The sequence below is a fragment of the Acidipila rosea genome (assembly GCF_004339725.1).
In the GTDB taxonomy this organism is placed as follows: Bacteria; Acidobacteriota; Terriglobia; order Terriglobales; family Acidobacteriaceae; genus Acidipila; species Acidipila rosea.
In genome coordinates this window covers 15269-38129 of the sequence record NZ_SMGK01000006.1, presented here as the reverse complement: position 1 = coordinate 38129, position 22861 = coordinate 15269, and the positions used below count along the sequence as shown (strand labels likewise).

The window sequence follows — 22861 nt, the reverse complement described above, 5'->3', positions numbered from 1 at the left end:
TAGCATATTTCCTATGCGCGTTCTTATTGTCGAGGACGAAACGCGGTTAGCCCAGAATATTGCAGCCGCCATCCGCGAGGCTGCTGGCTATGCGGTTGATCTGGCTGCCGACGGGGAAACCGGGTTGGATCTCGCTTCCAATGGAGTCTACGACCTGATGGTGCTCGACCTGATGCTCCCGCGCATGAATGGCCTCGATGTGCTTCGGCGCCTTCGATCGTCCCGGAACATAACGCCTGTACTGATCCTTACAGCGCAGACCGGCAAAGAATCCGTAGTCGAGTTATTGAACGCAGGAGCGGACGACTATCTGGCCAAGCCATTCGATCTGGGAGAGTTGCTCGCCCGCGTCAAGGCGCTCATCCGTCGCGGTAAAGGCATGGCACACCCCGTCATCCGTTTTCGCGATCTGGAACTCGACACCCTCGCCCAGACTGTCCACCGGGCTGGCCGGGAAATCGAACTCTCGCCCTCGGAATATCGCATCCTCGAATATCTAATCCACCAGACACGCACCATCGTCTCTAAGGAGGCGCTCCTCGAACACCTCTACGACTACAACTGGCAGCGGCATTCAAATGTGATCGAAGCGCACATATCCAACCTCCGCCGCAAACTCGACAGCGGCTTCGATACCCCGATGATTGAGACGCTCCGTGGGCGCGGCTATCGCCTGGTACGCGAGCCATGAAGGTGCACTCCATAACGCGGCGGCTCTCAGCCTTTGTGCTCCTGGCGGAGCTTCTACTGGCTGGCTGCACGACGGGCGCAGACCTTCTCTATCAGCGGCGACAGGCGCTACGCAGCTTCGATGTGATGCTGCATGGACGCGCCGACTCCGTTTTCGGCGCGGTGCAGGACGCAGAGGACAATGCCGACGACATCAAGCTCGACGCCCTCGCTTTACACCTGCCAGCCTCCGACCTTTACGAAGTGCGGGAGGACACCGGCAAGCTGCTCGGTCGGTCGCCCGGCTGGCAAGGAGCTGCCACCTCTGGAATCGGACCCGGCTCCGCGACATGGAGTATCAAGCTTGACCATCATCGCTATCGCGGGATCACCCTCCATGGCATCCGAGGGATCGATCTCGACGAGCCGGGTGGAGGCTCGCACCATGGGGTGCAGGTTTACTACGCAGCTTCGACTCATCCCATCACCCACGCGTTGTGGGAGGCGGCCCGATTTCTGCTTCTGACCAACTCCATCCTCCTCCTGGGCACCGGACTTATTATCGTGCTCGTGCTTCGGCGCGGAATGGCCCCACTCAAGCTTCTGGCTGCTGAGGCGGCCCAGGTCTCAGCCTCATCCTGGGCCTTTCAGGCACCTGTCGACGCTTATGCTGTGGAAGAGCTGGCCCCTCTCGCGTCAGCGCTCGATGCCGCCCTCAAGCGGCTTGAGCTCTCCTTCCGCCAGCAGAAAGACTTCGTCAGCGATGCCGCACACGAGCTCAAGACCGCAGTGACAATTGTCAAATCCTCATTGCAACTTCTCTCCTACCGTCCACGCTCCCCCGAACACTATCAAGCGGGACTGGAGGGCTGCCTCGCCGACTGCGCCCGCATGGAAGAGCTGGTACAAAAGATGCTGGCCCTGGCGCGCGCCGAGCAGATTTCCTCGACGCTCTCGCTCCCAACAGCCAGAACTTCCACCGAGCTCGCCGGCTGCCTTGCAGACGCAGTCGCGCAGATGAATACACTTGCTGCCTTACGCCAGGTCAGGACAGAGCTGCACATCGAAGTGAGTGACGCCTCCCTGCATGTGGCGATGCCATCGGACGATTTAACAACGCTCTCGACAAATCTCGTCCTGAATGCGATCCAACACAGTCATCCAGGCGGACACGTAAAGATCCGAGTCCAGCAGAATGCCGACGGCTCGGCTTCTGTAGAGATCAGGGATCAGGGCGAGGGCATCCCTTCGGATGATCTGCCTTTCGTGTTTGATCGATTCCGGAGAGGTGACCCGTCACGCTCGCGCGAAACCGGCGGTACAGGTCTGGGCCTAGCAATATGCAAAGCTATCGTTGAGGCCTATCGGGGATACATTACGATTGAGAGCACTGTCGGCGCAGGAACAACCGTAATCTTCGGTGTTCCAACTATCCACTCTGCATCCAGCGACAGTCGAAAGATGATCAAAAGCTCAGCTTAAAGGCAATCTGAATCTGACGCTGACTATAAAGCGTGTTGCTGTTTGCATTCGTGATCGTATTGAATTCCGAAGTTCCGTGCGCGCCGCTCTCGTAAGTCATATGCGCGTTCCCGCCGGGAGTTGTGCCTCCATCGATGACATAGCCGATAGTGTCAATATGAGTCACATTGGGATGGTTGAGCACGTTGAAAACCTCCGCCAGCATCTGGAGCGTGACGCGCTCATTCAGCTTCGTATTCTTGGCAAAGCGCGCAGCCACGTTATAAACACGCGGATAGCGGAAGGTATTGCGGCCCACCTCTGCAATGCGATTGTCGCCCCCGGACCCGTTAATGCTCGGACCAAGGCCCTCCAGCTTTTGAATTCTGTTTACCGAGTCGACATATTCGAGAGAGGGAATGGAGCCAAGCGTACGCATGGAGAAAGGCAACCCTGTGCGCAGCTCAACGGTGGAGGAAAGCAGGTATCCATTCAGCGCCGCACCCCACGGCCCGTGCAGGTGCCAGGGGACTCGCGCCACTCCCCCTCCTGAGACTCGATGCCTGATATCAAAGTTCGAATTGCCGTATTCGAGACGAAAATTTGCAGGATCGAGGAGATCGTTGCGATCCGCGAAGGTACTCTCATTCTGGTTATAGTCGAGCGCTCGCGCAAAGGTATACGCGCCCTGTAGATCGAGAAAGCGAGCCATCCGGTGGCTTAGCTTCATTACTCCTGCGTGATAGACCGAATTAGTCTCGCTAAAAATATCCGTGACCTGCTGATAGTTGGGGTTAATGCGCGTCGTGTAGAACCTGGTCGTGTAGCTGTTGTGCAGCGGCCCTTTTCCTGTAGCGTCCGAGATGTTGTAGGTGATGGTGCCTACATTCGTCAGGGAAATATTAGTGTCCACAAAATTAGGCAGCTCATGGCCGAAGCTTCCCATATAGGTAAAGCTGAGTACTGTACCGCGTCCAAGCTCCTGTTCAAAGCTAAGCTCCGTCTGAGTTATTTGGGGGTTCTGAAAGTGGTTATCAAAGTAGACGGCATCCGGCTGAATACTCAACACCGGCGTCCCATTGAAAACGTAAGGAAACGGCGGGGCGCCAAGATCGGTTGGACGGTAAAAAAATAGGCGCTGCGAATTAGGCATTCCCGTCGAAGTAAGGGCAGTGAATGCAGTCGAGTTGACGATGCGTCCGTAATATATGCCTACGCCGGCTCGAAGCACCGACTGACCGCTGCCAAAGATGTCCCACGCGAGCCCGAGGCGTGGGCCGAAGTTATTCTTATCGTGCGGCAACTTAGCCGTCTGTGCGATGTCTGGATTGACAAGGTTCTTATTGGTATTTGGCAGCCGCTCGTACTCATAACGCACCCCATAGGAAAATGTCAGATTGGGGCGCAGCTTCCATTCATCCGCCAGGAAGGCTGCATAATCCGCACTTTGGAATTGAAAGATTGTCGGCCCGATACCCTGTTGAAAATAGGAATAGCAAGGGAGATTCCCTACCCCGCCCGTAGTCCCGTTGCAGTGATTTGGCGAGAGCAGATCCGCTACAAAGTTTTCGATATTGGCATAGTCATACGTTCCATTCTGGTCATAGATCGCATTGCTGTAGTCATTCACGTAGTCATAGTCATATCCGGCTTTGACAGTGTGAGCGCCGTGAATCCAGGTAAGCGTATCGATGAATTGGTTCCGTGTCTCGTTGGGATAGGCGATGCGATCCAGCAGCGCAGGCTTGCCAAAGCGAAATCCATAGCTTGAGGGCACCAGGGAAACCTGTGGCGGCTTACCATAGACATTGTTCGAAAAAGCCTGTTCAAAGGGAGCAGGCGGTCCACTCAATTCCGATTCGTCATCGCGGCCGTATTGATATCGCGCCTCATTGAGCAGGTTTTCTGAGAGGAAGTGCTCCCATCGCACGATCCCCCAATCTTCCTTCACGTAGTCATTGCCAAAGCTGGCTGCGCCATAATTCAGCGAGGTCTCCGTCTGCACTCCGTTCAGGGAGGTCCACCGCATACGGTTGTACTGGAAAGTGAAGTGGTCGCGCTCGCCAGCCTGCCAGTCGACCTTAGGGAAATAAATTGTCTGATCGCCGGTACGCGGCACAATACCCAGCAGGCTGTTCAACCCATGCAGCACCGCGTTGTAGTTGGCAAGCGCAACGGCTGGAGTTGTACTGGTGCGGGCTGCAAGCGTCTGGATCGTCTGCGCACTCGGTGCGCTATAGAGCTTGGCTGGCTGATAAGGCTGGGCAATGCCAGGGAAGTCACGCTTGAACTGATCATAGGTGAAGAACCAGAACAGTTTATCTTTGCGTATTGGACCACCCGCACCCAGGCCCCATTGCTGGCGGATATCTTTCGCCTGGTAGGGATTCGTAATGTAAATTCCCTGCGCATTTCGGGTTGTCAGCGTGGTGTAGGGGTTTGTCGCACCCCAGGCCGCATCGCGGTCGTAAAAAAAGAGCTGTCCATGCAGCTTATTGCCGCCGGATTTAGTCACCGTATTCACGACGCCGCCCGCCGCGCGGCCGTATTCTGACGAATAGTTGGAGGTGTTCACCTGGAATTCCTCAACCGATGCCTGGCTGGTCGAGTAGCCGATTCGCGTCCGCCCACGCTCCTCTGAAAAGAACGCCTGATTGTTGTCAGCGCCATCGATTGTGTTGTTGTTGAGCAACACGCTGATTCCCCTGAAGCTCAACAGGCCAAACCCATTCAAATCAGGAGTTACGCCCGGCGCAAGCAGCGCAAAATTAGACCACCTCCGGCCATTGCTCGGCAGATTCTCGATCGCAGTCTGATCCACGTTATTGGTGACGGCGGCCGTCGTTGTATCCAGATAAGGCGCTTCGCTACGGACGCTGACCGACTGCTGCGCGCTGCCTATAGCAAGCACCGCATTCAGCATCGTCAACCGCCCCACCTCGACCGTCACGCCCTCGGCACGCCACGGCGCGAAGCCTGCTGCGGATGCCTCAATCCAGTACCTGCCAGGAGGAACCTCGGCAAAGCGATAGCTGCCAGCAGCATCAGCGCTCGCCTCCCGTTCGAACGCGGTTGCCAAGCTGTGCAGCACAACGTGGGCGCCTGCAAGCCGCTTTCCCTGCTGATCGGATAGGCTGCCTGCGATTGCGCCAGCTGTGCTCGACTGGGCGTATATCGGGCGTTGCAGCACCAAAAGCCCCAGTAACCCTAAAACCAGACAGAAACTGCGCACGGGCAGAAATTGCGCTCTCAAACGCCAACTCCTCAGCAGAAGGCGACAACGCGCAAGCTACACCGTTCGGCCAAAATAACCGCTGCGGCAGATAGTCATGTCGATCGGGGGCGAAGGGCTATGGGCGTTAGTGCGAGTGCGCTCCATGGGCGCACACGCTTATCTTCGAGTTAGATAAATCCGGAAAGTGCTCAGAGAATAACCGATTCGCTACACTAGTTAAAAGAAATGTTTATTGACGAAGCAAAAATCAAGGTCAAAGCGGGAGACGGTGGTAACGGCTGTATGGCCTTCCGCCGCGAAAAATTCGTCCCCCGTGGCGGCCCTTCAGGCGGAGATGGGGGCCATGGCGGCGACGTCATCATGGAATCCAGCGAGCGGCACAACACCCTCGTCCATTTTCGCTTTAACCCCGAGCATAAATCCGGCCGTGGAGAACACGGCATGGGTTCAAACTGTACTGGTCAGGATGGCGACGATCTCATCCTGAAGGTTCCCGTGGGAACAGCTCTCTACGATCAGGAAACGGGCGAACTCGTCCACGACTTCCAGCATCCTGACGAGCGCATCGTTATCGCCAAAGGCGGGCGCGGCGGACGCGGTAATCAGCACTTTGCCACCTCCACCCACCAGGCTCCCCGGGAACACGAGATGGGCCGTCCCGGCGAAGAGCGGGTTTACCGCCTCGAGTTGAAGCTGCTGGCGGATGTAGGTCTTGTCGGCTATCCCAATGCCGGCAAATCCACCCTGATTTCGCGCATCTCCGCAGCCAAACCCAAGATCGCCGACTATCCGTTCACCACCCTGGAACCCAATCTTGGAGTCGTGACTATTGGCGAGGCACCCCATGAAGAGAGCTTTGTAGTCGCTGATATTCCGGGCCTCATCGAAGGCGCACATCTGGGAGCAGGACTTGGTGTGCAATTCCTGCGGCACATCGAGCGCACTCGAATCCTGGTCCACCTCGTGGATGTCTCGGATGGCAGCGGCAGACCGGACCCGGTTGAGGATTTCAAGGTCATCATGGGCGAACTGAAAAGCTTCGGCCACGGCCTGGCAGAGAAGGAAATGATCGTTGTCGCGTCGAAGTCCGACGTCGCCAATCCGGACAAACTCAAGAAGCTGCAATCCATGGCGAAACGACGCAAGCTGCCTTTCTATACCATCTCCGCGGTTACGGGCCAGGGCGTCGATGCTCTGCGCTACGCCATTGGCGAACGTGTCAGAACCTCGCGGCAGGCAGAGTCTGCTGCTGTAAGTCCTGTGAGACTATAGTCCTGTGAATGTTAAGCTCAACCGCCGCGGCTTCCTGAAGACCGCCGCTCTCGCATCGTTTGCCGCGCGCCCGTTGTGGGCTGACTATGTTGCCTCTGAGACGAGCACCCTGATGTTTGCCGGCACACAGACAGGGCCACAGAGCAAAGGCATCTATGCCTACCACTGGGACGCGGTAGAGGGCGACCTGAAGCTGATGGGTCTGGCCGTCGAGTCGGATAATCCGACGTTTCTGGCTGTAGCTCCGGACGCCAGTCACCTCTACGCGGCAAATGAGATCGAGCACTTCAGTGGCGCCGGCAGCGGTGCGGTCAGCGCATTCAGCATTGATCGCGCAAAGGGACGTCTTACCCTGATCAACGAAGTATCGGCCACGGGCTCCGGGACCTGCAACGTCGCCGTAGACCATACCGGCCATGCAGTGTTCTGTGCGAACTACACAGGCGGTAGCGCCGCTTCGTTTCATGCTGATGCTTCAGGGGCTCTCAGCCAGGCTGTCTCACACTTCCAATATCACGGTCATGGCCCTGACGCCGCCCGGCAGGAGGGTCCACACGCTCATCGCGTAACGGTGTCTCCAGATAATCGCTTTTTACTGGTCAACGACCTGGGGCTGGACTGTATCCACGTCTACCAGCTCAATGCAGCCACCGCCGCGCTGACTCCAAACAATCCCCCGCAGTGGAATGCTACCCCCGGGTCGGGCCCTCGCGCTCTGCGCTTTCACCCTAACGGCAAGTGGGCCTATTGCGTTCATGAGATGGGTTCGGCCGTGGAGGTGCTCCACTGGAACACTGAGAAGGGGGTCTTGACCTCTGTCCAGCGCCTGAGCCTCGTTCCAGTTGACTACACTGGCCAGAAAGCAGCATCTGAGGTTGTCCTTGATCGCAAGGGAACATTCGTCTATGTTGCGAATCGCTTTTACGATGGGATAACCAGCTTTCAGGTCAACCCTGAAGATGGAACGCTAACCAAGATAGCCCGCACAACCTGCGGCGGTAAAGTGCCGCGCCACATAGCTTTAGATCCCACGGAGCGTTGGCTGCTGGTTGCCAACCAGGAGTCTGACAACATTGCGGTCATCCGTCGCGATGTGCGGACAGGCCATCTGGCCGACACAGCCAGATCGTTCGCCCGTATCAAGCCTCAGTGTCTGGTCTTTGTTTAACCCGGCTTCGCCTAAAGATCACCAGGCAGGTTGCCGATAGAGTTCCCAACGGCGTTCCACGGATAACGAAGCGAATGAATGGCTAAATTTAACTTCTCAATCCGCCATTTTCATGCAAAGATGAAGACGTCTTCAGAATTCTTCTGCCTGCGCTAGAACAAAGAAAACCCGCGCGACAGATTTAGGCTCTATACAGAGAGATCGAGTGGCATTTTTATGTGGCTCACAAGGATTCATTCCCTTTTTACCCATCTCTCAAACTGGAGTGATTACGCTCCGGCTCTCATCATCACAGCGGGAATAGCCCTGTTGATCGGGTGCGCTGTTGGCTGCATCTGCTCTCCTTGCGAAGAGAAGGATGACATCTTCCATCGCGAACTACTTTAGGCTCGCTGTGGTTATGGAAAGCTGAGCTCCAGGTCGCGTCATTAATTTGTCACTGCTCCTTACCTTCTAGACCTACTGTTCAACCCTGAACAGCAACTCCCGAAAAGGAAAGAATCGCCTGACCGCGAACCGGCTCGCCAAAAATCCTGGCAGGTTCAAAGACACTGAAAACAAGCATGTTCTCGACCGCCTCCTTCGTCTTGGCATCAGTGGGCCCGGAAACGATACGGTAGTCATATACCTTGCCGTCTCCGTTCACATACGCCTTAACGACCACAGGATTGCTGGCTGCTGAAGAACTAATATCGTCAAAGGTGGAATAGAGAAAACGCGGGCTAGTTGCCATCCCTAAAGGCTCGTCCCGAGCCGAAAGTGGCTCTGGAGCCGCAAAGGTTCCGATCAGCAGCAGTAAGGTTCCAATCAGCAGAACTGTGCTCGCCAGTCCCGCAGAGGCCTGTAACATCAGTGGGCGTACGGTGTTTTCCCATCGAACCTGCCAGCGGGCGGCCCGCTGCCGGAACGTACTCGCCTGCTCCCGGGAGATGGCAATTCTCAGCCGCAGGGAGAGATCTGCCGGCGGCTTTGCCGGTCCCAGCTGACCTACAAAGTGCTGGATGCTCCGCCACCCCTCGAATTCTTCATTGCAGCCGGGGCAGCACGCTAAATGCGCTGCGAGCTCCTGCATGGCCTTTCCAGTCAGATCTCCGTCAAGATAACCGGAAAACTGCGCTCGGGCATGTTCACATTCGCTCCTAGGGTTCACTGTGCCTCCCGAACGCCGGAAGAGCCGATCATGGCCTCCCGCGAGGAACCAACTGGACGCTTCTGGGCAGCTTGCGCAAATGGGGCGAGCAGGGCTTTCAAGTGTGCGCGTCCGCGCATCAGCCGCGACTTCACCGTACCGAGATTTAGGTTGAGGATCTCGGCAATCTCCTCGTAGGCAAATCCTTCAATATCGCGAAGCACTATCACGGCTCGAAAAGGCTCCGGCACAAGCCGTATTGCCGATTCCACCCGCTCACGTACCTCTTGCTGAGCCGCAGCGTCAAAAGGAGACTCGTGAAGATCGACCAATGTGTCTTTCAGACAGGTGGAATATCCATCGATGGCATCCGCAGTCTCAGCCTCGATCGTCACTTCCTGCTTCCGGTGACGGGACCACCAGCGCCTTTGATTCGAGGCCTCGTGCAGGGCAATGCGATAGATCCAGGTTCGCAGGCTGGCATCACCATGGAAGCCGGAAATACCGCGATAGACCTTGACAAAGATTTCCTGGGTTAAGTCAGCAGCATCTGTAGGATTCTGGATGGTGCGTGCAACAAGGCTGTAAATCGGCTGATGATATTGTGCGATAAGCCACGAAAAGGCCTCTTCTGAACCAGCCTTGAGTTGCTCAATGATCGCAGCCTCTTCGGCCCGGATTCCCAGCGCGCTAACCAGATTTCCCAATGCACTTCCCGCTTGCATGTAGATTTTCCCTCCTACACTAACAGGAACACTAGCCTCTTTGCACGCGCGCGGAAAGCCTCACATCCTCTTAGACACCACTCGAACTGGGCTTGTTCCCGTGCAACTTACTGGGGCTGCTGAGGCTGCACAGTCGGGTGGACCACTTTTTTATGCTTTCGTTTTGCTTTCACAGCAGCAGGCGCAGGGCCGTCATTCACAACTGTAGTTACTGGCGGCTTCGCCGGCTGTGCCGCGGCCCTGAGGGCGGCCTGCAGTTTGACTAACTGAGCTTCATGCTCCTGCGAAGCATTCATGATCCCGTCGCCCAGCGTTTTCCGTGCTGCCTCGAGGCGGCTCAGTGCAAAGTCAAGCTCACCTGATTCAGCTCGGGGAGCGCCAACGTGTGCCGTCTCAGTCACCCGCAACAACACGTCGTAGAGGGCATCCACGTTACGATAGACGGCGAACGACCCTGCCACTGAACTAGGGGACGAGTCCGCCTGAGAAATCAGCCCGGGTAGCGTTCCATCAAGATCACGCTGGATCGAAGCCGCGTCCTGCCGGGCCGAGTTCCGCATCGAACCCGAAGTCTTCCACTTCTCAATATTGAGGGTAGAGAGTGCATGGGTCACGGTTGCGAGGGCCGGCCCAAGCAAATCACCTGTCTTGGGCAGTGACGCCTGCTGCCCTGCCGACTCATTTGGTTGTGCCTGCATGGATACTTGCCCATAGGACCTCCCTACTGAGGCAACTAACGGCATGATCAGGAAAAGAATAACCTTCGAGAAGCATTTAAAATCCTTGAAATTCTTCATAAACCTATCTTCCACGATGCTTCCGCGCATCGCCGGGTTGCGTTCAGCGGAGAACTGGTCTGAGTCGGTTTGACGAATCAGCCAGCGTGCACGACAATAAGGATACCCCTGAGTGGGCCTGTGGCGCAGCTGGGAGCGCGCTTCCATGGCATGGAAGAGGTCATCGGTTCGATCCCGATCAGGTCCACCAATAATTCAACAACTTGCAAGCTCCCTCCTTTCCCGCTTGGTGTCATTTGGTGTCAAATTTCCAAACACCTTCACAGACACAGCGCCGTGCTTGAGCACCTTCCCTCCCAAAGTCACCGCATCCGGCAATGGCTTCACCGTCTTTCGGTGATTCTTTTCCGACGATTTCCTCAGCTCCCGGTTAATGGAGTTGACCGTCGCCTGCACGCTCTCGGGAATCTCCTGCATGTAGACATCGGTTGTCGTCGCGGTCCGTGAGTGGCGCATCACGCCCTGCACGTCCTTGACTGTACCCTTCTTCTGAGCCAGAGTTGCAATCGTGCGCCGGATGACCTGAAACGTCAGCTTCGGCAGTCCCAGGTTGCGGGCCAGCTTGTGAAGCACTCGTTTCCGAAAGTTGTCGGTATCGAGGAACCCTCCAACTTCGTTGGCGAAGATGAAGTCGTCCGGCGACAGCTCCGGCGACTTCTTCTTATCTTTCGACGCCGCTTCCCGGGCTCGCTCCTCACACTCCACACGCCATGTCTCCAGATCGTCCGCGAGCTTCTGCGGAATATGGATGACCGTGAGACTCTTTTTTGTCTTTCCCCAGGGACGAATCTTGCCCTTGTAGACGGTCTCTATGATCTTCAACGTGCAGGCATCGTAGTCGAAGCACTTCCACCGGAAAGCCAGCAACTCGCTCGGACGGAGAGCATTCGTCATATCCAACTCAAGCAGGATGCGATCCCGCAGAGTCAGTTCTGCAAGAGCAAGGCCGAGCTGATCCCAGGTAAGCGTTGTTGTGTCAGTCTCACGCAGTTGCGTGGGCACCTTCACTTTGCGCGCAGGGTCTTTGGTAAGGAAGTCCTGATCGACCGCCTCAGCGAAGATGTCTCGAAGGTACGCGCGCATCTGCAACACTGTGTCCTTGGATCGGGTTATAGCCAGCTTGTTCAAATGAAGCTGCAAGCTGAACTTGTCGAAGTTTGCCAGCGGAATCTCCCCGAGCGGATCGACGAGATCAGACTGAATCAGAATCGTTTTTGTTTTAGCCGTCTCTTCTTTCCAGACGGCCTCTTTCAACGGAAGGAAACGATTCTTGACGAACCAGGCAAAGGTGACAGAGCCGTCGTTCATGACTCTGGTAGGGGAACCCGGCTTCCCTATCTGTTTTGTGATTTCGCGTTGCAGTGCTTCGCGGGCCTCGAACTTGGACATCTTTGACTTCAGCCCGAGAATGACCGGAACGCGAACGGTCTTTTGTTCGTCAGTGGTCGGGTCATTCACCACTTTGCGGAAATACCCGTACCACTGCTTACCGCGAAGGGTAACGTACCCCCGTTGGTGCGATGTACCCATTCAATCCCTCAGTTCTGTGGCGGGAACAATTGGGCCTGCCTCCATTTTACCGGCGTTTCCTTCGCAAAATGGAGAGGCGCTCACGTTCGTTGACAAACTCTTCGATCTGGCTTGAGCGGTAGCGAAGTGTCCCATCACCCACGCGAATCACGGGAAGATATGGGGCTTTTCTTGATGAGTGATCCCATACCCAATCTTTGGTTACATTGAGCCGTTCCGCGACATCTTCGACCGTAAGGAGAGGATCGATTTGGGTTACGCGCTGAACTGGAAATGGCCGCTGCAATTCTTCAAATGAGGGCATCTGTTGATGAGACTCGCGAGATGCAATGGACCTGTCCAGTAGCCGAAGGTCTCGAAGCCCGTGTGACTGTGACATTTGTCCTCCTGGTAATCGGGCGCTTTTAGATAATCGATACGTTCCCGTGCTCGGCATTCGCTTGAAAGCAATTTCGGAAGAGTACCCAACCCGTTTGATGTCGGGCATCGCGCGCCTCTGGACCAAGTGTGATGCGACCAACCTGGATCGTCCAATACTTCCTATCTATGGCAACCAAGATTTCATCTATGGCGAAAGTTGTGACAAGAGCGCTCAGGGTACTCAAAAGTACCCGATTGACATTAGCTGTTTTCTCAATCGACTCTTAATTTTGAGATTGATTTTCCACAGAAGCATATAGCGAAGGGCTTCTGCGCACGACCGAAAGAGGGATCACGGGCTATGTCAGTCCTCATAGAGTTCAGGCATCTGAAATACATTCTGGCGGTTGCAGAGACCGGGAACTTCACGCGGGCAGCGGAACGTCTATTCCTGGCCCAACCTTCGCTCAGTGCTCAGATCAAAGACCTTGAGGATACCCTCGGATTCCCAATTTTCCTTCGTGATCGTACGGGCGTGTACTGTACACCCGCAGGAGAGATGATCGTTTCCTATGCTGAGTCGGCATTGGCAGAACAAACGGAGACCGTCAAAGCAGCTCGTGCCATTTATCGAGGAGAAATACCCATTCTGAGGCTCGGCTTCTCCTGCTTCGTCCAGCCAGAACTCCTTCAATCCTTCCGCGATGCCTATGCCCGCTTATTTCCCGACTGCCAAATGCAATTGTCGAGCGGCAATCACTCGCATATTCTTCATCGATTGGAAGAAAAATCATTGGATGGGGCATTGCTTCCTATGCCGATTACCGGTGACGATTGGGTATTTGAACAAATCGCGTGCAGTCCACTCGTTGTCTGTATGCGAACTGACGATCCCCTAGCTGAGGAAATTGAAATCCAGCCAGCAGAGCTCACAGAGAGATTGACAATTTTTCGAGATCCGGAAATGCATCCCGCGGCCCATGCTCGTTTAATGAACATGTTATCTGAAGTCAAAATTCTTCCGAAGGTGTCCTCCCTGGCAGCAACACCAGCCGACATACAATTCATGGTTCAGGCAGGATGCGGTCTAGCTCTGATGGATCAGAGGACCGTGCTTTATCCAGGCCTCACAGGTAGGCCAATTGCGGGGATACGTTGGACAGTCGATACCGCATTCGTACATCACAATAATGCGGAGCACTTAGCGCTTCCAATTTTGGTCCGGTATTTGCGAAAGTTGGGGAACGGCAAGCCTCTAAAGCGGCCTGCACGCCGAAAACATGTGAAGGGACTTCAGCTGGAGTTGCTTGCATAATCGAAAATTGGCAATACAAGCACTCTTCCATTTCAGTGAATGAACTGCCTTGTTATTGTCAACTGATGTGTTTCCGTCTAATGGTCCGTCGCCAAAATCAAAGACTGCATTTTTCGGCTAGTGATAATCGTGGCCCGAGGAATGGCCATAGACGCGACCTATTGCACCATAGATAAGAAGTCTTGGACGAATTGCATTAGCGACGCTACCTTCTGACACATGACGGCAAGAACCTGGCCGTTGGAGGTACTGATGATCGCTCAGTTCAAACTCACTATTCGACGGAGGATTGCCCACCTCCGGATTCTTCCAACCCTCACTCTATTTACTATGCTTGTTGTCTTCCCGGCACTCGCTTTTGCGCAAGTTGGCGGGTCGCCATTCGATACTGGGTTTACCGCACTACAAAACCTCTTTACCGGAACAATTGCCAAGGTCGCCAGCCTGATCGCGATTGTGATGGGGGGCTACAGCTTTGCGCACGGCGAGCCAGGCGCGAAAAAAGCGCTGGCTGGCGTCGCTGCTGGAACTGGTATTGCCGTCCTCGCTGTGAACGTCCTGAGTTGGCTTTGGGGTGTGTAAGCACATCTCACCTATCCACTCTCAACCTTCCATTGCAGCGAGCACAACGAGGGGTTTATGCCAGACGTGAAGCCACAATCCAGACGTACAAATCGGGTCTTCAAAAGCCTGCATAAACCTCTCACTTACCTGGGTGTAGAGCGTACTCTGTTTTACTTTGTCTGCGTCGGTGCAGTCGGCACATTCAATCTCTTTGATTCGATTCTGGCGGGCATCGCTGTTTTCATGGGAGGATTTGTCTTCGGCCATTGGGTGACGAACAGCGATCCAGCTTTTCTCCGTATTCTCGCCAAATCGGAGAGGTACAAACTCCGCTATGACGCCGCCAAGCAGCAGATTCCGCGCGTGGAGGTTCGCTGATGCTGCGACTCGATAAAGCAATCAAGCCGTGGAAGAACTCGGCATCATTGAATGACCATATTAACCTGTATGGCTTCTGGAACGAAACGGCATTCCTCACCAAGAGCGGCGATTTGGGTATGGTGTTGCGCGTCCCCGGCGTTGACTACGAAAGCCTGGATTTTGCGGAGCAGGAGTATGCCGTCAATCGGTTGGAAGCGGCACTGAAGTCCTTCGGGCCAGGCTTCCATATCTATCAATATCTCTTCAAATCCAATCGGCCTGACATTCCTTTTGCCAAGTACGACGACCCCATTGTGGAAGCTGCCATCGAGCAGCGGCGTCAGTTCTTTATGTCGAAGTGCGACCGCCTTTACCAAATTGAAATCTTCTACTGCATTATGCTCGAAGGCGCACGATCAAAAACCGGCCTTGGCACCGCATTCGCTCGTCTCGTGCGTGATCCCGCTGGAGCAATCGGTGAACTTAAGGCGCAATTTATCAGCGGCAGTATGAAAACCTTGCTGCGTTCACAGATTGAACACGATCTGGCAAAACTGGAGCAGCGTGCTCAGGGATTCACACGGCAACTCGCTGACTTTATGCACATTGAGGTGCTAGGACAGCAAGGCCAACTGCGCTTCTTTCGTCGGCTGCTGAACTACGACGATTGGCGCATTGCGGGCAAGCCACATTCTACGCAGTTTCTCGATTACCAAGTTGTCAACTCCGATATCGAAGCGGAACGTGATCATCTGCGCGTGGGAGATCACTTCGTTCGTGTGCTTACGATGAAAGAGGCCATTACCGAAACGCGGCCTCTGGTATTGGACACTCTGCTGAAGATTCCTGCCAACTTCTATGTTGTGACTGAATGGACGGCGCTTTCGGCAGACAAGGCCCGCAAGGAAGTAAACAAACGACGTCGCCACTTCAATATGTCTAAGACTGGCTTCGTCTCACAAATTGGCAACGACGCGACCCAGACAAATCCTCGTGATGTACTGGTGGATGAATCCAAGCAAGCCGACATTGAAAATCTGGGTGACTGCCTTCGCGCTCTGGGCGATGGTCAATCATTAGGCGATTTCTCGCTCACAATTGTTCTCTATAGCCGCGTGAAGTCGGAATTGGAACAACTTGTGGGCGAGTTCACAGGCATCTTTACCAACGCGGATGGCAACCTGTTTGCCGAGACATACAACCAGCTCAATGCGTACTTTGCCACTGTGCCCGGCAATTATGCGCTGAATCTCCGCAGGTTATATCTGCTAAATGCCAATTACGCCGATCTCAGTTTTCTGTTCACGGTATTGCCGGGCGAAAAGACGAACGCATACCTCGGCACGGAGTACCTGGCTGTGCTCGAAACCGACAATAGTACGCCGTACTTCCTGAATCTGCACAACGGCGAGGTGGCCCACACACTCATTCTTGGAATGACGGGGAGTGGAAAGAGCTATCTTTGCAGTTTCCTATTGCAGAATGCGCAAAAGTACGCGCCGCTCACGTTCATCTTCGATATCGGCAGCGGCTTCCAATCGCTTACGGCAATCTTTCGCGGCAGCTACTTGAATGTCGGCCAGGAAATGCGAGATTTCACCATCAATCCCTTTTCGCTAGCGCTCACCAAGGAGAACCTGCAATTTCTTTTCAGCTTCTTCCGTGTGCTCATTGAGGGAAATGACCAACGCTATCGGCTGGATTTCAAGGAAGAGCGCAAGCTGTGGGATGCTATCGAACGAACGTACATGCTGGAGCCGGAGCAGCGCACCTTATCGAGTTTCGCCAACATCATTGGAGAACTGAAAGAACGCCTGCATCGCTGGACCCGCTCTGGTCAGTATGGTTTTGTCTTTGACAACGTCGAGGATACGCTTTCTTTTAGTCGTTTCCAGACTTTCAATTTTCACGGCTGGAACGACACACCGGAGGTTCTCGAACCGTTGCTGTTCTATGTGCTACACCGGGCCAGCAATGAGATAGCCGATCCGCAGAAACTAGCTACCTTTAAGACATTCCTGATGGATGAGGCGTGGCTGTTTATCAAGAATGAGACGATCCGCAACTATGTCGTCCAGGCGCAGAAGACCTGGCGCAAACACAATGCTGCCATGATTTTGGCCACGCAATCGATTAAAGAATTGCAGGAATCTGGCATGTTGCAGATCGTGTCTGAGAGTTGTCCGACGAAAATCTTCCTTGCGAACCCGGAGATGGACCGCGATGTATACCGCGAAGCCTTTCACCTGAACGATATGGAACTCGACCTGATTGCCGGGCTTATTCCACCCGGCCAGATGCTCATTCGCAAGGCTCAGTCTTCCAAGAGAGTCCAGTTAAACGTCGATTCGATTTCGCACTGGATGGCAACCAACAACGCCCGCGACAATCTCAAGAAGCGCGAGTATTTCGAGCGCTTCGGTATTGCCGACGGCTTACGTCGCCTTGCGTATGAGTTTCCTTTCCGGCCCCGGTCCGAGTCCGAAGCCATTCACACTAATCATCAAGGAGCTGCCGTATGAACCGCCCATTCGCCGCCATTGCCGGGGCTACCCTGGCTCTTACCTCCGCTGTGGCCGTTACGCAGGATACTTCGGCCCGCACCGTGCAGTATCACTCACAAGACATCGTGCCGATACACGCGAAGCTGAAGTACACCACCCTGATTGAGGTGCCGCCCACCGAGAAGATAATGGAAGCGGCTACCGGCGATAAGGACTTCTGGGTTGTCGATGTAGTGGGAAACTTCTGCTTCGTGCATCCGGCTAAGGCGGGCATCAGTTCGAACTTAAATCTCATTACTGACAAGGGCAATATCTACAGTTTCACCTTGCAGGATGTGTCTGGAACCTCTTCTATACCGGATCTCAAAGTGCTCGTTGAACCTGCCGACCGTTCCTCTATCGTCGCGTCGTCAGGGCCTCCGCAGTATGTTCCTGCCGCTCAACTGGCGCAGTCGAAGCAGGAACTCGCCGCCGTGCAGTCTCACATTACCCAAGCGGTCGATGAGTATAAGAGCGCTTATCCGTTGCAACTGAAATTCGACTACGACTACAAGGTGAATGAAGCTCCTTTCGATATTCAGTCGATCTACCATGACGGAAAGTTCACGTATATCAAGACCAATGCGCCAGAAAAGTTCAGTGTGTACGAAATGAAGGATGGAAAACCGAATCTTATCAATTACGAACTTCGCGACGGCACCTACATCATCCCGAAAATCATGGATTCAGGTTATGTGGAGTTGGGCAAGAAGCGCATGGAATTTTCTCGCAAAGGCTAAAGCAAATGGATGACCAGAACACAAAATCATCGGCAGCCCCGGATATCTTTGAGCTACCCGAACTGCGTCGCAGCCTCGTGGAACCGAAGGGCGTACTCCGAAAAAACCTGAAGGTGTTCCTTTATCTTGGAGCGGCATTGCTTGTAATTGTTGCCGCAATCTTCAGTTCGGGCGGAAAGAAGCCCTCGGCTCAGCAGGACGCGACGAAGGGACAGCCTCCGCAACCTGCCGTGCAGGACAACACGGATAATAATGTTGCTGACTTAAGGAATCAACTTCAAGCAGAAAAGCTAAAGGAACAAGAACAGGCGGCTGCCGCTACGAATGCGGCTATGATTGCGCGTGCGACGCCCGCCCAGCAATCTGCCGCTGCTGCGTATGACCCTACAGGTCAGGCTCTTCCTTGTGCTCCCGGCCAAACTTGCCCACCAGCTACTTATGGGCAGCAGAATAGTAGTGAACCTCAACTTAGCCCTGAGCAACAGCAGGCCCAGCAACTCGCTGCCAAAGAGCGCGAGCTTGCCTACAATGCACGGTTCGCATCGAACCTCGCCTATTCGCGTGGAGCCGAAGCTCAGCCGCCGCAGCTGACAACCCATAAAGCTGTATCTTCAAACGAATACGTTTCCCAGCAGAATCCTTATACGACTGCAGCGCAGCCGGACAGCAGCTTGACTATGCCGCGAGCGGCCGGAAGCCCTACTCCGGTTCCAGTCGGTCAGTCTTCGATTAAGCATGGCCCCGAAGTCAATATCGACTCGGCTGCGGGACAGCCTTATGTGATTTATGAGGGGCTGACGATGGACACTGTTCTGATGAATCGGTTGGACGGCGATGCTGTCGGCCCGGTCAAGGTACTGGTCTCCAATCCCGTTTACTCTCACGATCACCAGCATGTGCTCATCCCAGATGGGACGATTGTGTTGGGGGAGGCCCGCAAGATCGGTTCCTCTGGATTTGGCCAACAGCGCCGCATGGCCGTTGTCTTCCACCGGATGATTATGCCGGACGGCTACTCCGTTGACCTGAACCAATTTCATGGCCTTGACCAGATTGGCGAAGAGGGCTTGAAAGATAAAGTGAACAATCACTATCTCCAAATATTCGGAACCTCGATTGCATTAGGAATCGTTGCCGGAGCGGGCGAAATTGCTCAGGGTGGCGGCACCTTTGCGGGATCTGGTTCTCAGCAGTTCACAAATGGAGCGTCTGCATCTATCTCCCAGTCCGCAACAACAATACTTGACCGATTTATTCAGATACCGCCAAATATCACTATCCGGGAGGGACATCGTGTGAAGGTCTATTTCACACAGGATATGTTGCTCCCGGCATATGAGAATCACACTATTCCACAGACGTTATAGGAGGCTTGCATGAAAAACACTGCCACATGGGTTTCGATAGGGCTGATCCTCGGAAACCTTGCTTTGACTGGATGCGAAAGCAAGCAGGATAAACTCCAACGCTTACAGGCCGAATATGCCGCAGCTTATAAGCAATATCAACTCGACTGCGTTGATCCAATGACGAGCGGCGCAGCGGATGCCCTTAACTATGTTCCTGGAACTGCGGCTAAAAGTGCTGCTGCGAAGCCGAATGTCGATCCAGCCGAGGAGGCGAAGCGCACGGCAAAGTGCCAGGCCGATGATGCAAAAACCAAACAACTTCAACAGGAAGTTCTCGATGCCACAAGCAAATGAACCTTACTTTGCGATTTAAGGAGAACCGGACATGAAATGTTTTGCCATTACTACTGCAACGTTGCTTCTCAGCGGGGTGGCTGCCCAAGCCCAGTTTGGAGGGGTTGTCTTCGATCCCACGCAATCCGGCCATGCCGTCCAGCAGATCATGCAGGCCAGGCAACTCTATACCACTACTGCTCAAACGACTCAGAACGTTATAGCAGCCTACAATTTTGCTAAACAAATGGCCAGGTCGCCCGCGAACCTCTATCGGCCCTATGTTTCACCATCCACGTATTGGACGGCGCTTAACCGTACCGCGAATACCTACGGCAACTCCCAAGCTGTCATCAATACTGCCAATACCGGAACTAACGCTCAGGCTGCCTATCAATATGCCAGTGTGCCGCGCACAAGAGAACTGTCCGACTATGGTTCCCTCAGCCCCTCTGCGCAGCAGCAAATTGCGGCGGAAGGGGCCACAACAGACCTGAGCGATTCGATTACGGAAAGCAATCTCCAAACCCTTGGCACCATGCGATCGAATGAAATACGGCGCGAACAGGACATTACCGCACTCGAACAGGCGAGCCATTCTATGGACCCAGCTCAACATACCGATATGGCCACGATGCAGCGTATCAATCAAGCAATGGTTCTCCAACTCCGGCAGCAGCAGGAAGGCAATCAGCTTCGGCAAGCAATCGCGCTACAACAGATTGTTACGCAGAAACAGCAACAGGATGCGATGAAGGCTGGGTTTCAGGACGCCGCTGCTTATGAGCGTGATTACAACACTGTTATTGCACCTATGACGAACCATGCAGCCGACGCTCTGAGCTACTAAACAATGTTTCCAGGAGTTTGCTATGGACCTGCTGAGATTAATTACGACGGGCTGCGATTCGCTGACTGCCACGGCAGCGCCATCCGTCACCGCGCTCGGTCTGCATATGTGCGTCGCTCTGGCCACCATCATGCTCGTATGGTTTGGGGTACAGGAAGCATTGGCTTCCGCACAGGGTGGCCCCGGCTTCAACATGGGTAAATTCCTGAGCTTCTTTATGCTCATCACATTTGCATACGTGATGGTGAAGTTCTACGACAATAGCATTCCCGGCATCGGCTACTCCCTTAAGGGCTTCATTAACGGAGGCGCACAGAGCCTTGTTACCGTTATAGGCAAAGACAGTGTAACTACCATCTTCAATACGCTCCATCAAGCCGAAAAGCCGCTCGGAGGGGCCATCCCAAAAGCGTTATTGTCACCTTATTACGCGCTTGTTTACTTCGTGGTGCAGCTCATTATTTCGCTACTGAGTGCTTCCATCGTTGCGATACTCGCCTATGCTGCCATTGGAATGACGGTCATTGGCCTCGTCGGGCCAGTATTTATACCTTTTCTTGTTTTCGACAAGCTCGACTTCCTGTTTTGGGGCTGGCTCAAGGCATTCGTGGGTTTCGCATTTTTCAAAGTCATTGCGGCGGCGACGCTTAGCGTTCTGAGCCATCTTTATACATCTTATTTATCGACATTGTTTTCGCTCGATCCAGTCACGATGGTGACACACCTGCCAGGACTTATCATTCTCGTTCTCGTCAACGTTTACATCTTGTTCAAAATACCCGCCATGACCATGACGTTATTTTCAGGAAGTCACGGAGGACATGATGGAGGCGTGGGCATTGCTACAGTGGCGCTTCTGCGCAGTATATAGAGCGCGTAAATGCTTCGGAGAAACTCATGAACATTACGACGAAAGCATCTCCCGAAATCACCCGTGCTGCGGAACGATATCTGGAGCAGTACGGCGACCCTCTGGTAATAAATACGTATTTGAAAGTGACCATCCTTGCGCTCACGGTAATTTCGCTCATGCTGGCTGCGCTAGTTTTCAAGAGCCAGAAAGCGCTCGCCAATATGCATCCATTGATTGTTCGGATCAATGATGTTGGCCGCGCCGAGGCTATCGATTACCGCAACTTCCAATACCGTCCCCAGGAAGCCGAAAACAAATATTACCTCTCCCGCTGGGCGGAGTTGTATTTCTCGCGCAACCGTTTCACGGTCGAGCGGGACCAAACGAACTCGCTCTATTTCCTCAATAGCGATGTGCAGCGGGCCGTAATCGCGCAGGAACGCCAGAACAATGTCATCCTGACATACCGGAATGACTCCACGCTTCCGTATGTTGACGTGGAGATCAAGAACGTCATTCTTGACGACCTGCGGCAGTCTCCTTATTCGGCGCGAATCGAGTTCGAGAAGGTGTACACAAATCCGGCGGACCATACTGAACTCAAGCGGGAGCGATGGGTCGCCAGCGTCACCTATGTCTTCCGCGAGAACGTCAAGAACAATGAGCTGGCCGTGAACCCTCTGGGATTAATGATCGTGCGTTTCCGAGCCGACCAGGCCTTCAGTTAGAGAACCAGAATCCGAGGTCATTCCGATGTTGAATCATGCTGCCAATCCGGTTGCACAGCCCAACTCGTCTCTGCAAGCGCCCAGCACGGCACCTCTGAGCTGGCGAAAGAGCAACGGGGCGTGCTCGATGCCTTCCTTCTGGGGAGTCTTTGCCGCTCGAAAGAAGGCTACGGTGTGGGCGACCTTACCCACCGAGATAGAGAGGATGACTTCGGTGCATTCGGGGTTCATCCGCCTCGTATCCCGTCCTCTGCTCGGGGTCACGCTTCGGGCCTGTCCGGCGCCCTGCGGCAGGCTTGCTCTTCTGCTTTGGCTGCGCCACCCTGCGGGTTACGGTTTCCGTCTATGACGGACCCTCCGTAAATGCAGAGCTTCGGCCTTGGGAGCCGGGGCCACTCGCTTGGCTTCGCCTGTGTGACCCGAGCAGGATACGGGAAATTCAACGAAACGGAGATCACCACCATGTACCAGAACAAAGTCACCCTCATCGGATTCCTCGGCGCAGATGCAGAGGTTCGCACCAACAACAACCGCGGCCTGACCACTCTCTCGCTGGCAACCAAATCTTCCTACAAGAAGAACGGCAAGTACATCGAGCACACCGAATGGCACCGTTGCATCGCCTTCGGCAAGCTCGGAGAGTTCGCCGCTACGCTGAAAAAGGGCGCTCATGTCCAGGTCGAGGGCGAGCTGCGCAGCCGGAAGTACGACAGCAAGAAGACGAACTCGGAGCAGACCATCTGGGAAATCCGGGTCAGCTCGATTCTGAAGCTGGATCGGGCAGCCAAGGCATCGCCGGAAGACGACGATGTTTCCACAGAGGAAGAGGCCGCATAGGCCCTTTCCTCTTCACCTTCGGAAGCCCGGGTTGCCGGGCTTC

General features: G+C 54.4%; 21 protein-coding genes and 1 tRNA gene. 16 read left to right on the top strand and 6 right to left on the bottom strand.

Annotated features, from left to right (window positions below):
• Nucleotides 1-13: 13 nt before the first annotated feature.
• Together C7378_RS15315 and C7378_RS15310 are read left to right on the top strand one after the other, a co-directional pair.
• Nucleotides 14-691: a response regulator transcription factor gene (locus C7378_RS15315; RefSeq protein WP_131998720.1), complete on the top strand. Its 678-nt coding sequence runs from the start codon at nt 14-16 to the stop codon at nt 689-691.
• Nucleotides 688-2151 (top strand): sensor histidine kinase, encoded by a 1464-nt coding sequence (locus tag C7378_RS15310; RefSeq protein WP_131998718.1) that lies wholly within the window; start codon nt 688-690, stop codon nt 2149-2151. The genes C7378_RS15315 and C7378_RS15310 overlap by 4 nt, the downstream gene beginning before the upstream one ends.
• Here C7378_RS15310 and C7378_RS15305 read toward each other — a convergent pair.
• Complete coding sequence (locus C7378_RS15305) at nt 2135-5320, bottom strand: TonB-dependent receptor (RefSeq protein ID WP_165876838.1); 3186 nt, start codon at nt 5318-5320, stop codon at nt 2135-2137. The two genes, C7378_RS15310 and C7378_RS15305, sit on opposite strands and share 17 nt — an antisense overlap.
• 270 nt (nt 5321-5590) lie before the next feature.
• Here C7378_RS15305 and obgE point away from each other — a divergent pair, with 270 nt between their 5' ends.
• Together obgE and C7378_RS15295 are read left to right on the top strand one after the other, a co-directional pair.
• Nucleotides 5591-6637, top strand: coding sequence for a GTPase ObgE (obgE, locus tag C7378_RS15300; protein WP_131998714.1), 1047 nt, complete (start codon nt 5591-5593; stop codon nt 6635-6637).
• A 4-nt stretch (nt 6638-6641) separates the two neighbouring features.
• Nucleotides 6642-7805, top strand: coding sequence for a lactonase family protein (locus tag C7378_RS15295; RefSeq protein WP_243648292.1), 1164 nt, complete (start codon nt 6642-6644; stop codon nt 7803-7805).
• Nucleotides 7806-8271: 466 nt separating this feature from the next.
• Here C7378_RS15295 and C7378_RS15290 read toward each other — a convergent pair whose 3' ends face one another.
• The 3 genes from C7378_RS15290 to C7378_RS15280 form a co-directional block, all read right to left on the bottom strand.
• On the bottom strand, nt 8272-8955 hold the full coding sequence (locus C7378_RS15290) for a zf-HC2 domain-containing protein (RefSeq protein WP_165876837.1): 684 nt from the start codon (nt 8953-8955) through the stop codon (nt 8272-8274).
• Nucleotides 8952-9659 carry an RNA polymerase sigma factor gene (locus tag C7378_RS15285; protein ID WP_131998710.1) on the bottom strand — a complete coding sequence of 236 codons (708 nt, stop codon included), beginning with the start codon at nt 9657-9659 and terminating at the stop codon, nt 8952-8954. The genes C7378_RS15290 and C7378_RS15285 overlap by 4 nt, the downstream gene beginning before the upstream one ends.
• 107 nt (nt 9660-9766) lie before the next feature.
• Nucleotides 9767-10603 (bottom strand): hypothetical protein, encoded by an 837-nt coding sequence (locus tag C7378_RS15280; protein WP_131998708.1) that lies wholly within the window; start codon nt 10601-10603, stop codon nt 9767-9769.
• Here C7378_RS15280 and C7378_RS15275 point away from each other — a divergent pair.
• Nucleotides 10571-10646: transfer RNA gene (locus C7378_RS15275), tRNA-Ala, on the top strand. The genes C7378_RS15280 and C7378_RS15275 overlap by 33 nt on opposite strands.
• 5 nt (nt 10647-10651) lie before the next feature.
• Here C7378_RS15275 and C7378_RS15270 read toward each other — a convergent pair.
• Nucleotides 10652-11986 carry a site-specific integrase gene (locus tag C7378_RS15270; protein WP_131998706.1) on the bottom strand — a complete coding sequence of 445 codons (1335 nt, stop codon included), beginning with the start codon at nt 11984-11986 and terminating at the stop codon, nt 10652-10654.
• A 721-nt stretch (nt 11987-12707) separates the two neighbouring features.
• Here C7378_RS15270 and C7378_RS15260 point away from each other — a divergent pair.
• From C7378_RS15260 to C7378_RS15215, 10 genes are all read left to right on the top strand, one after another.
• Entirely contained in the window at nt 12708-13661 is a 954-nt protein-coding gene (locus C7378_RS15260) for a LysR family transcriptional regulator (protein WP_131998704.1), read from the top strand.
• Nucleotides 13662-13913: 252 nt separating this feature from the next.
• Nucleotides 13914-14243 carry a TrbC/VirB2 family protein gene (locus C7378_RS15255; protein ID WP_165876836.1) on the top strand — a complete coding sequence of 110 codons (330 nt, stop codon included), beginning with the start codon at nt 13914-13916 and terminating at the stop codon, nt 14241-14243.
• 57 nt (nt 14244-14300) lie between these two features.
• On the top strand, nt 14301-14603 hold the full coding sequence (locus C7378_RS15250; protein WP_131998700.1) for a VirB3 family type IV secretion system protein: 303 nt from the start codon (nt 14301-14303) through the stop codon (nt 14601-14603).
• Nucleotides 14603-17107 (top strand): VirB4 family type IV secretion system protein, encoded by a 2505-nt coding sequence (locus C7378_RS15245; protein WP_131998698.1) that lies wholly within the window; start codon nt 14603-14605, stop codon nt 17105-17107. The genes C7378_RS15250 and C7378_RS15245 overlap by 1 nt, the downstream gene beginning before the upstream one ends.
• On the top strand, nt 17104-17868 hold the full coding sequence (locus tag C7378_RS15240) for a TrbG/VirB9 family P-type conjugative transfer protein (protein ID WP_131998696.1): 765 nt from the start codon (nt 17104-17106) through the stop codon (nt 17866-17868). The genes C7378_RS15245 and C7378_RS15240 overlap by 4 nt, the downstream gene beginning before the upstream one ends.
• Nucleotides 17869-18098: 230 nt before the next feature.
• Nucleotides 18099-19235, top strand: coding sequence for a TraB/TrbI/VirB10 family type IV secretion system protein (locus C7378_RS15235; protein WP_165876835.1), 1137 nt, complete (start codon nt 18099-18101; stop codon nt 19233-19235).
• Between the two features lie 9 nt (nt 19236-19244).
• Nucleotides 19245-19571 carry a hypothetical protein gene (locus C7378_RS15230; protein ID WP_131998692.1) on the top strand — a complete coding sequence of 109 codons (327 nt, stop codon included), beginning with the start codon at nt 19245-19247 and terminating at the stop codon, nt 19569-19571.
• A 31-nt stretch (nt 19572-19602) separates the two neighbouring features.
• Entirely contained in the window at nt 19603-20400 is a 798-nt protein-coding gene (locus C7378_RS15225) for a hypothetical protein (RefSeq protein ID WP_131998690.1), read from the top strand.
• A gap of 22 nt (nt 20401-20422) precedes the next feature.
• Complete coding sequence (locus C7378_RS15220; RefSeq protein WP_131998688.1) at nt 20423-21271, top strand: type IV secretion system protein; 849 nt, start codon at nt 20423-20425, stop codon at nt 21269-21271.
• A 26-nt stretch (nt 21272-21297) separates the two neighbouring features.
• On the top strand, nt 21298-21981 hold the full coding sequence (locus C7378_RS15215) for a VirB8/TrbF family protein (RefSeq protein ID WP_131998686.1): 684 nt from the start codon (nt 21298-21300) through the stop codon (nt 21979-21981).
• 33 nt (nt 21982-22014) lie between these two features.
• Here the strand turns inward: C7378_RS15215 and C7378_RS15210 are convergent, their stop codons facing one another.
• The gene (locus C7378_RS15210; RefSeq protein ID WP_131998684.1) at nt 22015-22212 is read right to left on the bottom strand and encodes a hypothetical protein; all 198 of its coding nucleotides are present in this window, start codon (nt 22210-22212) and stop codon (nt 22015-22017) included.
• A gap of 231 nt (nt 22213-22443) precedes the next feature.
• On the opposite strand from C7378_RS15210, the gene C7378_RS15205 reads away from it, so the two are divergent.
• A complete protein-coding gene (locus tag C7378_RS15205; protein WP_131998681.1) occupies nt 22444-22818 on the top strand; it encodes a single-stranded DNA-binding protein in 375 nt (124 codons plus the stop codon).
• Nucleotides 22819-22861 lie beyond the last annotated feature (43 nt).

Excerpts from the sequence above, each read along its gene's own strand:
- C7378_RS15280 (WP_131998708.1), bottom strand. The coding sequence starts at position 10,603 with ATGGAAGCGCGCTCCCAGCTGCGCCACAGGCCCACTCAGGGGTATCCT.
- C7378_RS15285 (WP_131998710.1), bottom strand. The coding sequence starts at position 9,659 with ATGCAAGCGGGAAGTGCATTGGGAAATCTGGTTAGCGCGCTGGGAATC.
- C7378_RS15205 (WP_131998681.1), top strand. The coding sequence starts at position 22,444 with ATGTACCAGAACAAAGTCACCCTCATCGGATTCCTCGGCGCAGATGCA.
- C7378_RS15215 (WP_131998686.1), top strand. The coding sequence starts at position 21,298 with ATGAACATTACGACGAAAGCATCTCCCGAAATCACCCGTGCTGCGGAA.
- C7378_RS15210 (WP_131998684.1), bottom strand. The coding sequence starts at position 22,212 with ATGAACCCCGAATGCACCGAAGTCATCCTCTCTATCTCGGTGGGTAAG.
- C7378_RS15230 (WP_131998692.1), top strand. The coding sequence starts at position 19,245 with ATGAAAAACACTGCCACATGGGTTTCGATAGGGCTGATCCTCGGAAAC.
- C7378_RS15225 (WP_131998690.1), top strand. The coding sequence starts at position 19,603 with ATGAAATGTTTTGCCATTACTACTGCAACGTTGCTTCTCAGCGGGGTG.
- C7378_RS15250 (WP_131998700.1), top strand. The coding sequence starts at position 14,301 with ATGCCAGACGTGAAGCCACAATCCAGACGTACAAATCGGGTCTTCAAA.
- C7378_RS15255 (WP_165876836.1), top strand. The coding sequence starts at position 13,914 with ATGATCGCTCAGTTCAAACTCACTATTCGACGGAGGATTGCCCACCTC.
- C7378_RS15310 (WP_131998718.1), top strand. The coding sequence starts at position 688 with ATGAAGGTGCACTCCATAACGCGGCGGCTCTCAGCCTTTGTGCTCCTG.
- C7378_RS15240 (WP_131998696.1), top strand. The coding sequence starts at position 17,104 with ATGAACCGCCCATTCGCCGCCATTGCCGGGGCTACCCTGGCTCTTACC.
- C7378_RS15245 (WP_131998698.1), top strand. The coding sequence starts at position 14,603 with ATGCTGCGACTCGATAAAGCAATCAAGCCGTGGAAGAACTCGGCATCA.
- C7378_RS15260 (WP_131998704.1), top strand. The coding sequence starts at position 12,708 with ATGTCAGTCCTCATAGAGTTCAGGCATCTGAAATACATTCTGGCGGTT.
- C7378_RS15220 (WP_131998688.1), top strand. The coding sequence starts at position 20,423 with ATGGACCTGCTGAGATTAATTACGACGGGCTGCGATTCGCTGACTGCC.
- obgE (WP_131998714.1), top strand. The coding sequence starts at position 5,591 with ATGTTTATTGACGAAGCAAAAATCAAGGTCAAAGCGGGAGACGGTGGT.
- C7378_RS15270 (WP_131998706.1), bottom strand. The coding sequence starts at position 11,986 with ATGGGTACATCGCACCAACGGGGGTACGTTACCCTTCGCGGTAAGCAG.
- C7378_RS15315 (WP_131998720.1), top strand. The coding sequence starts at position 14 with ATGCGCGTTCTTATTGTCGAGGACGAAACGCGGTTAGCCCAGAATATT.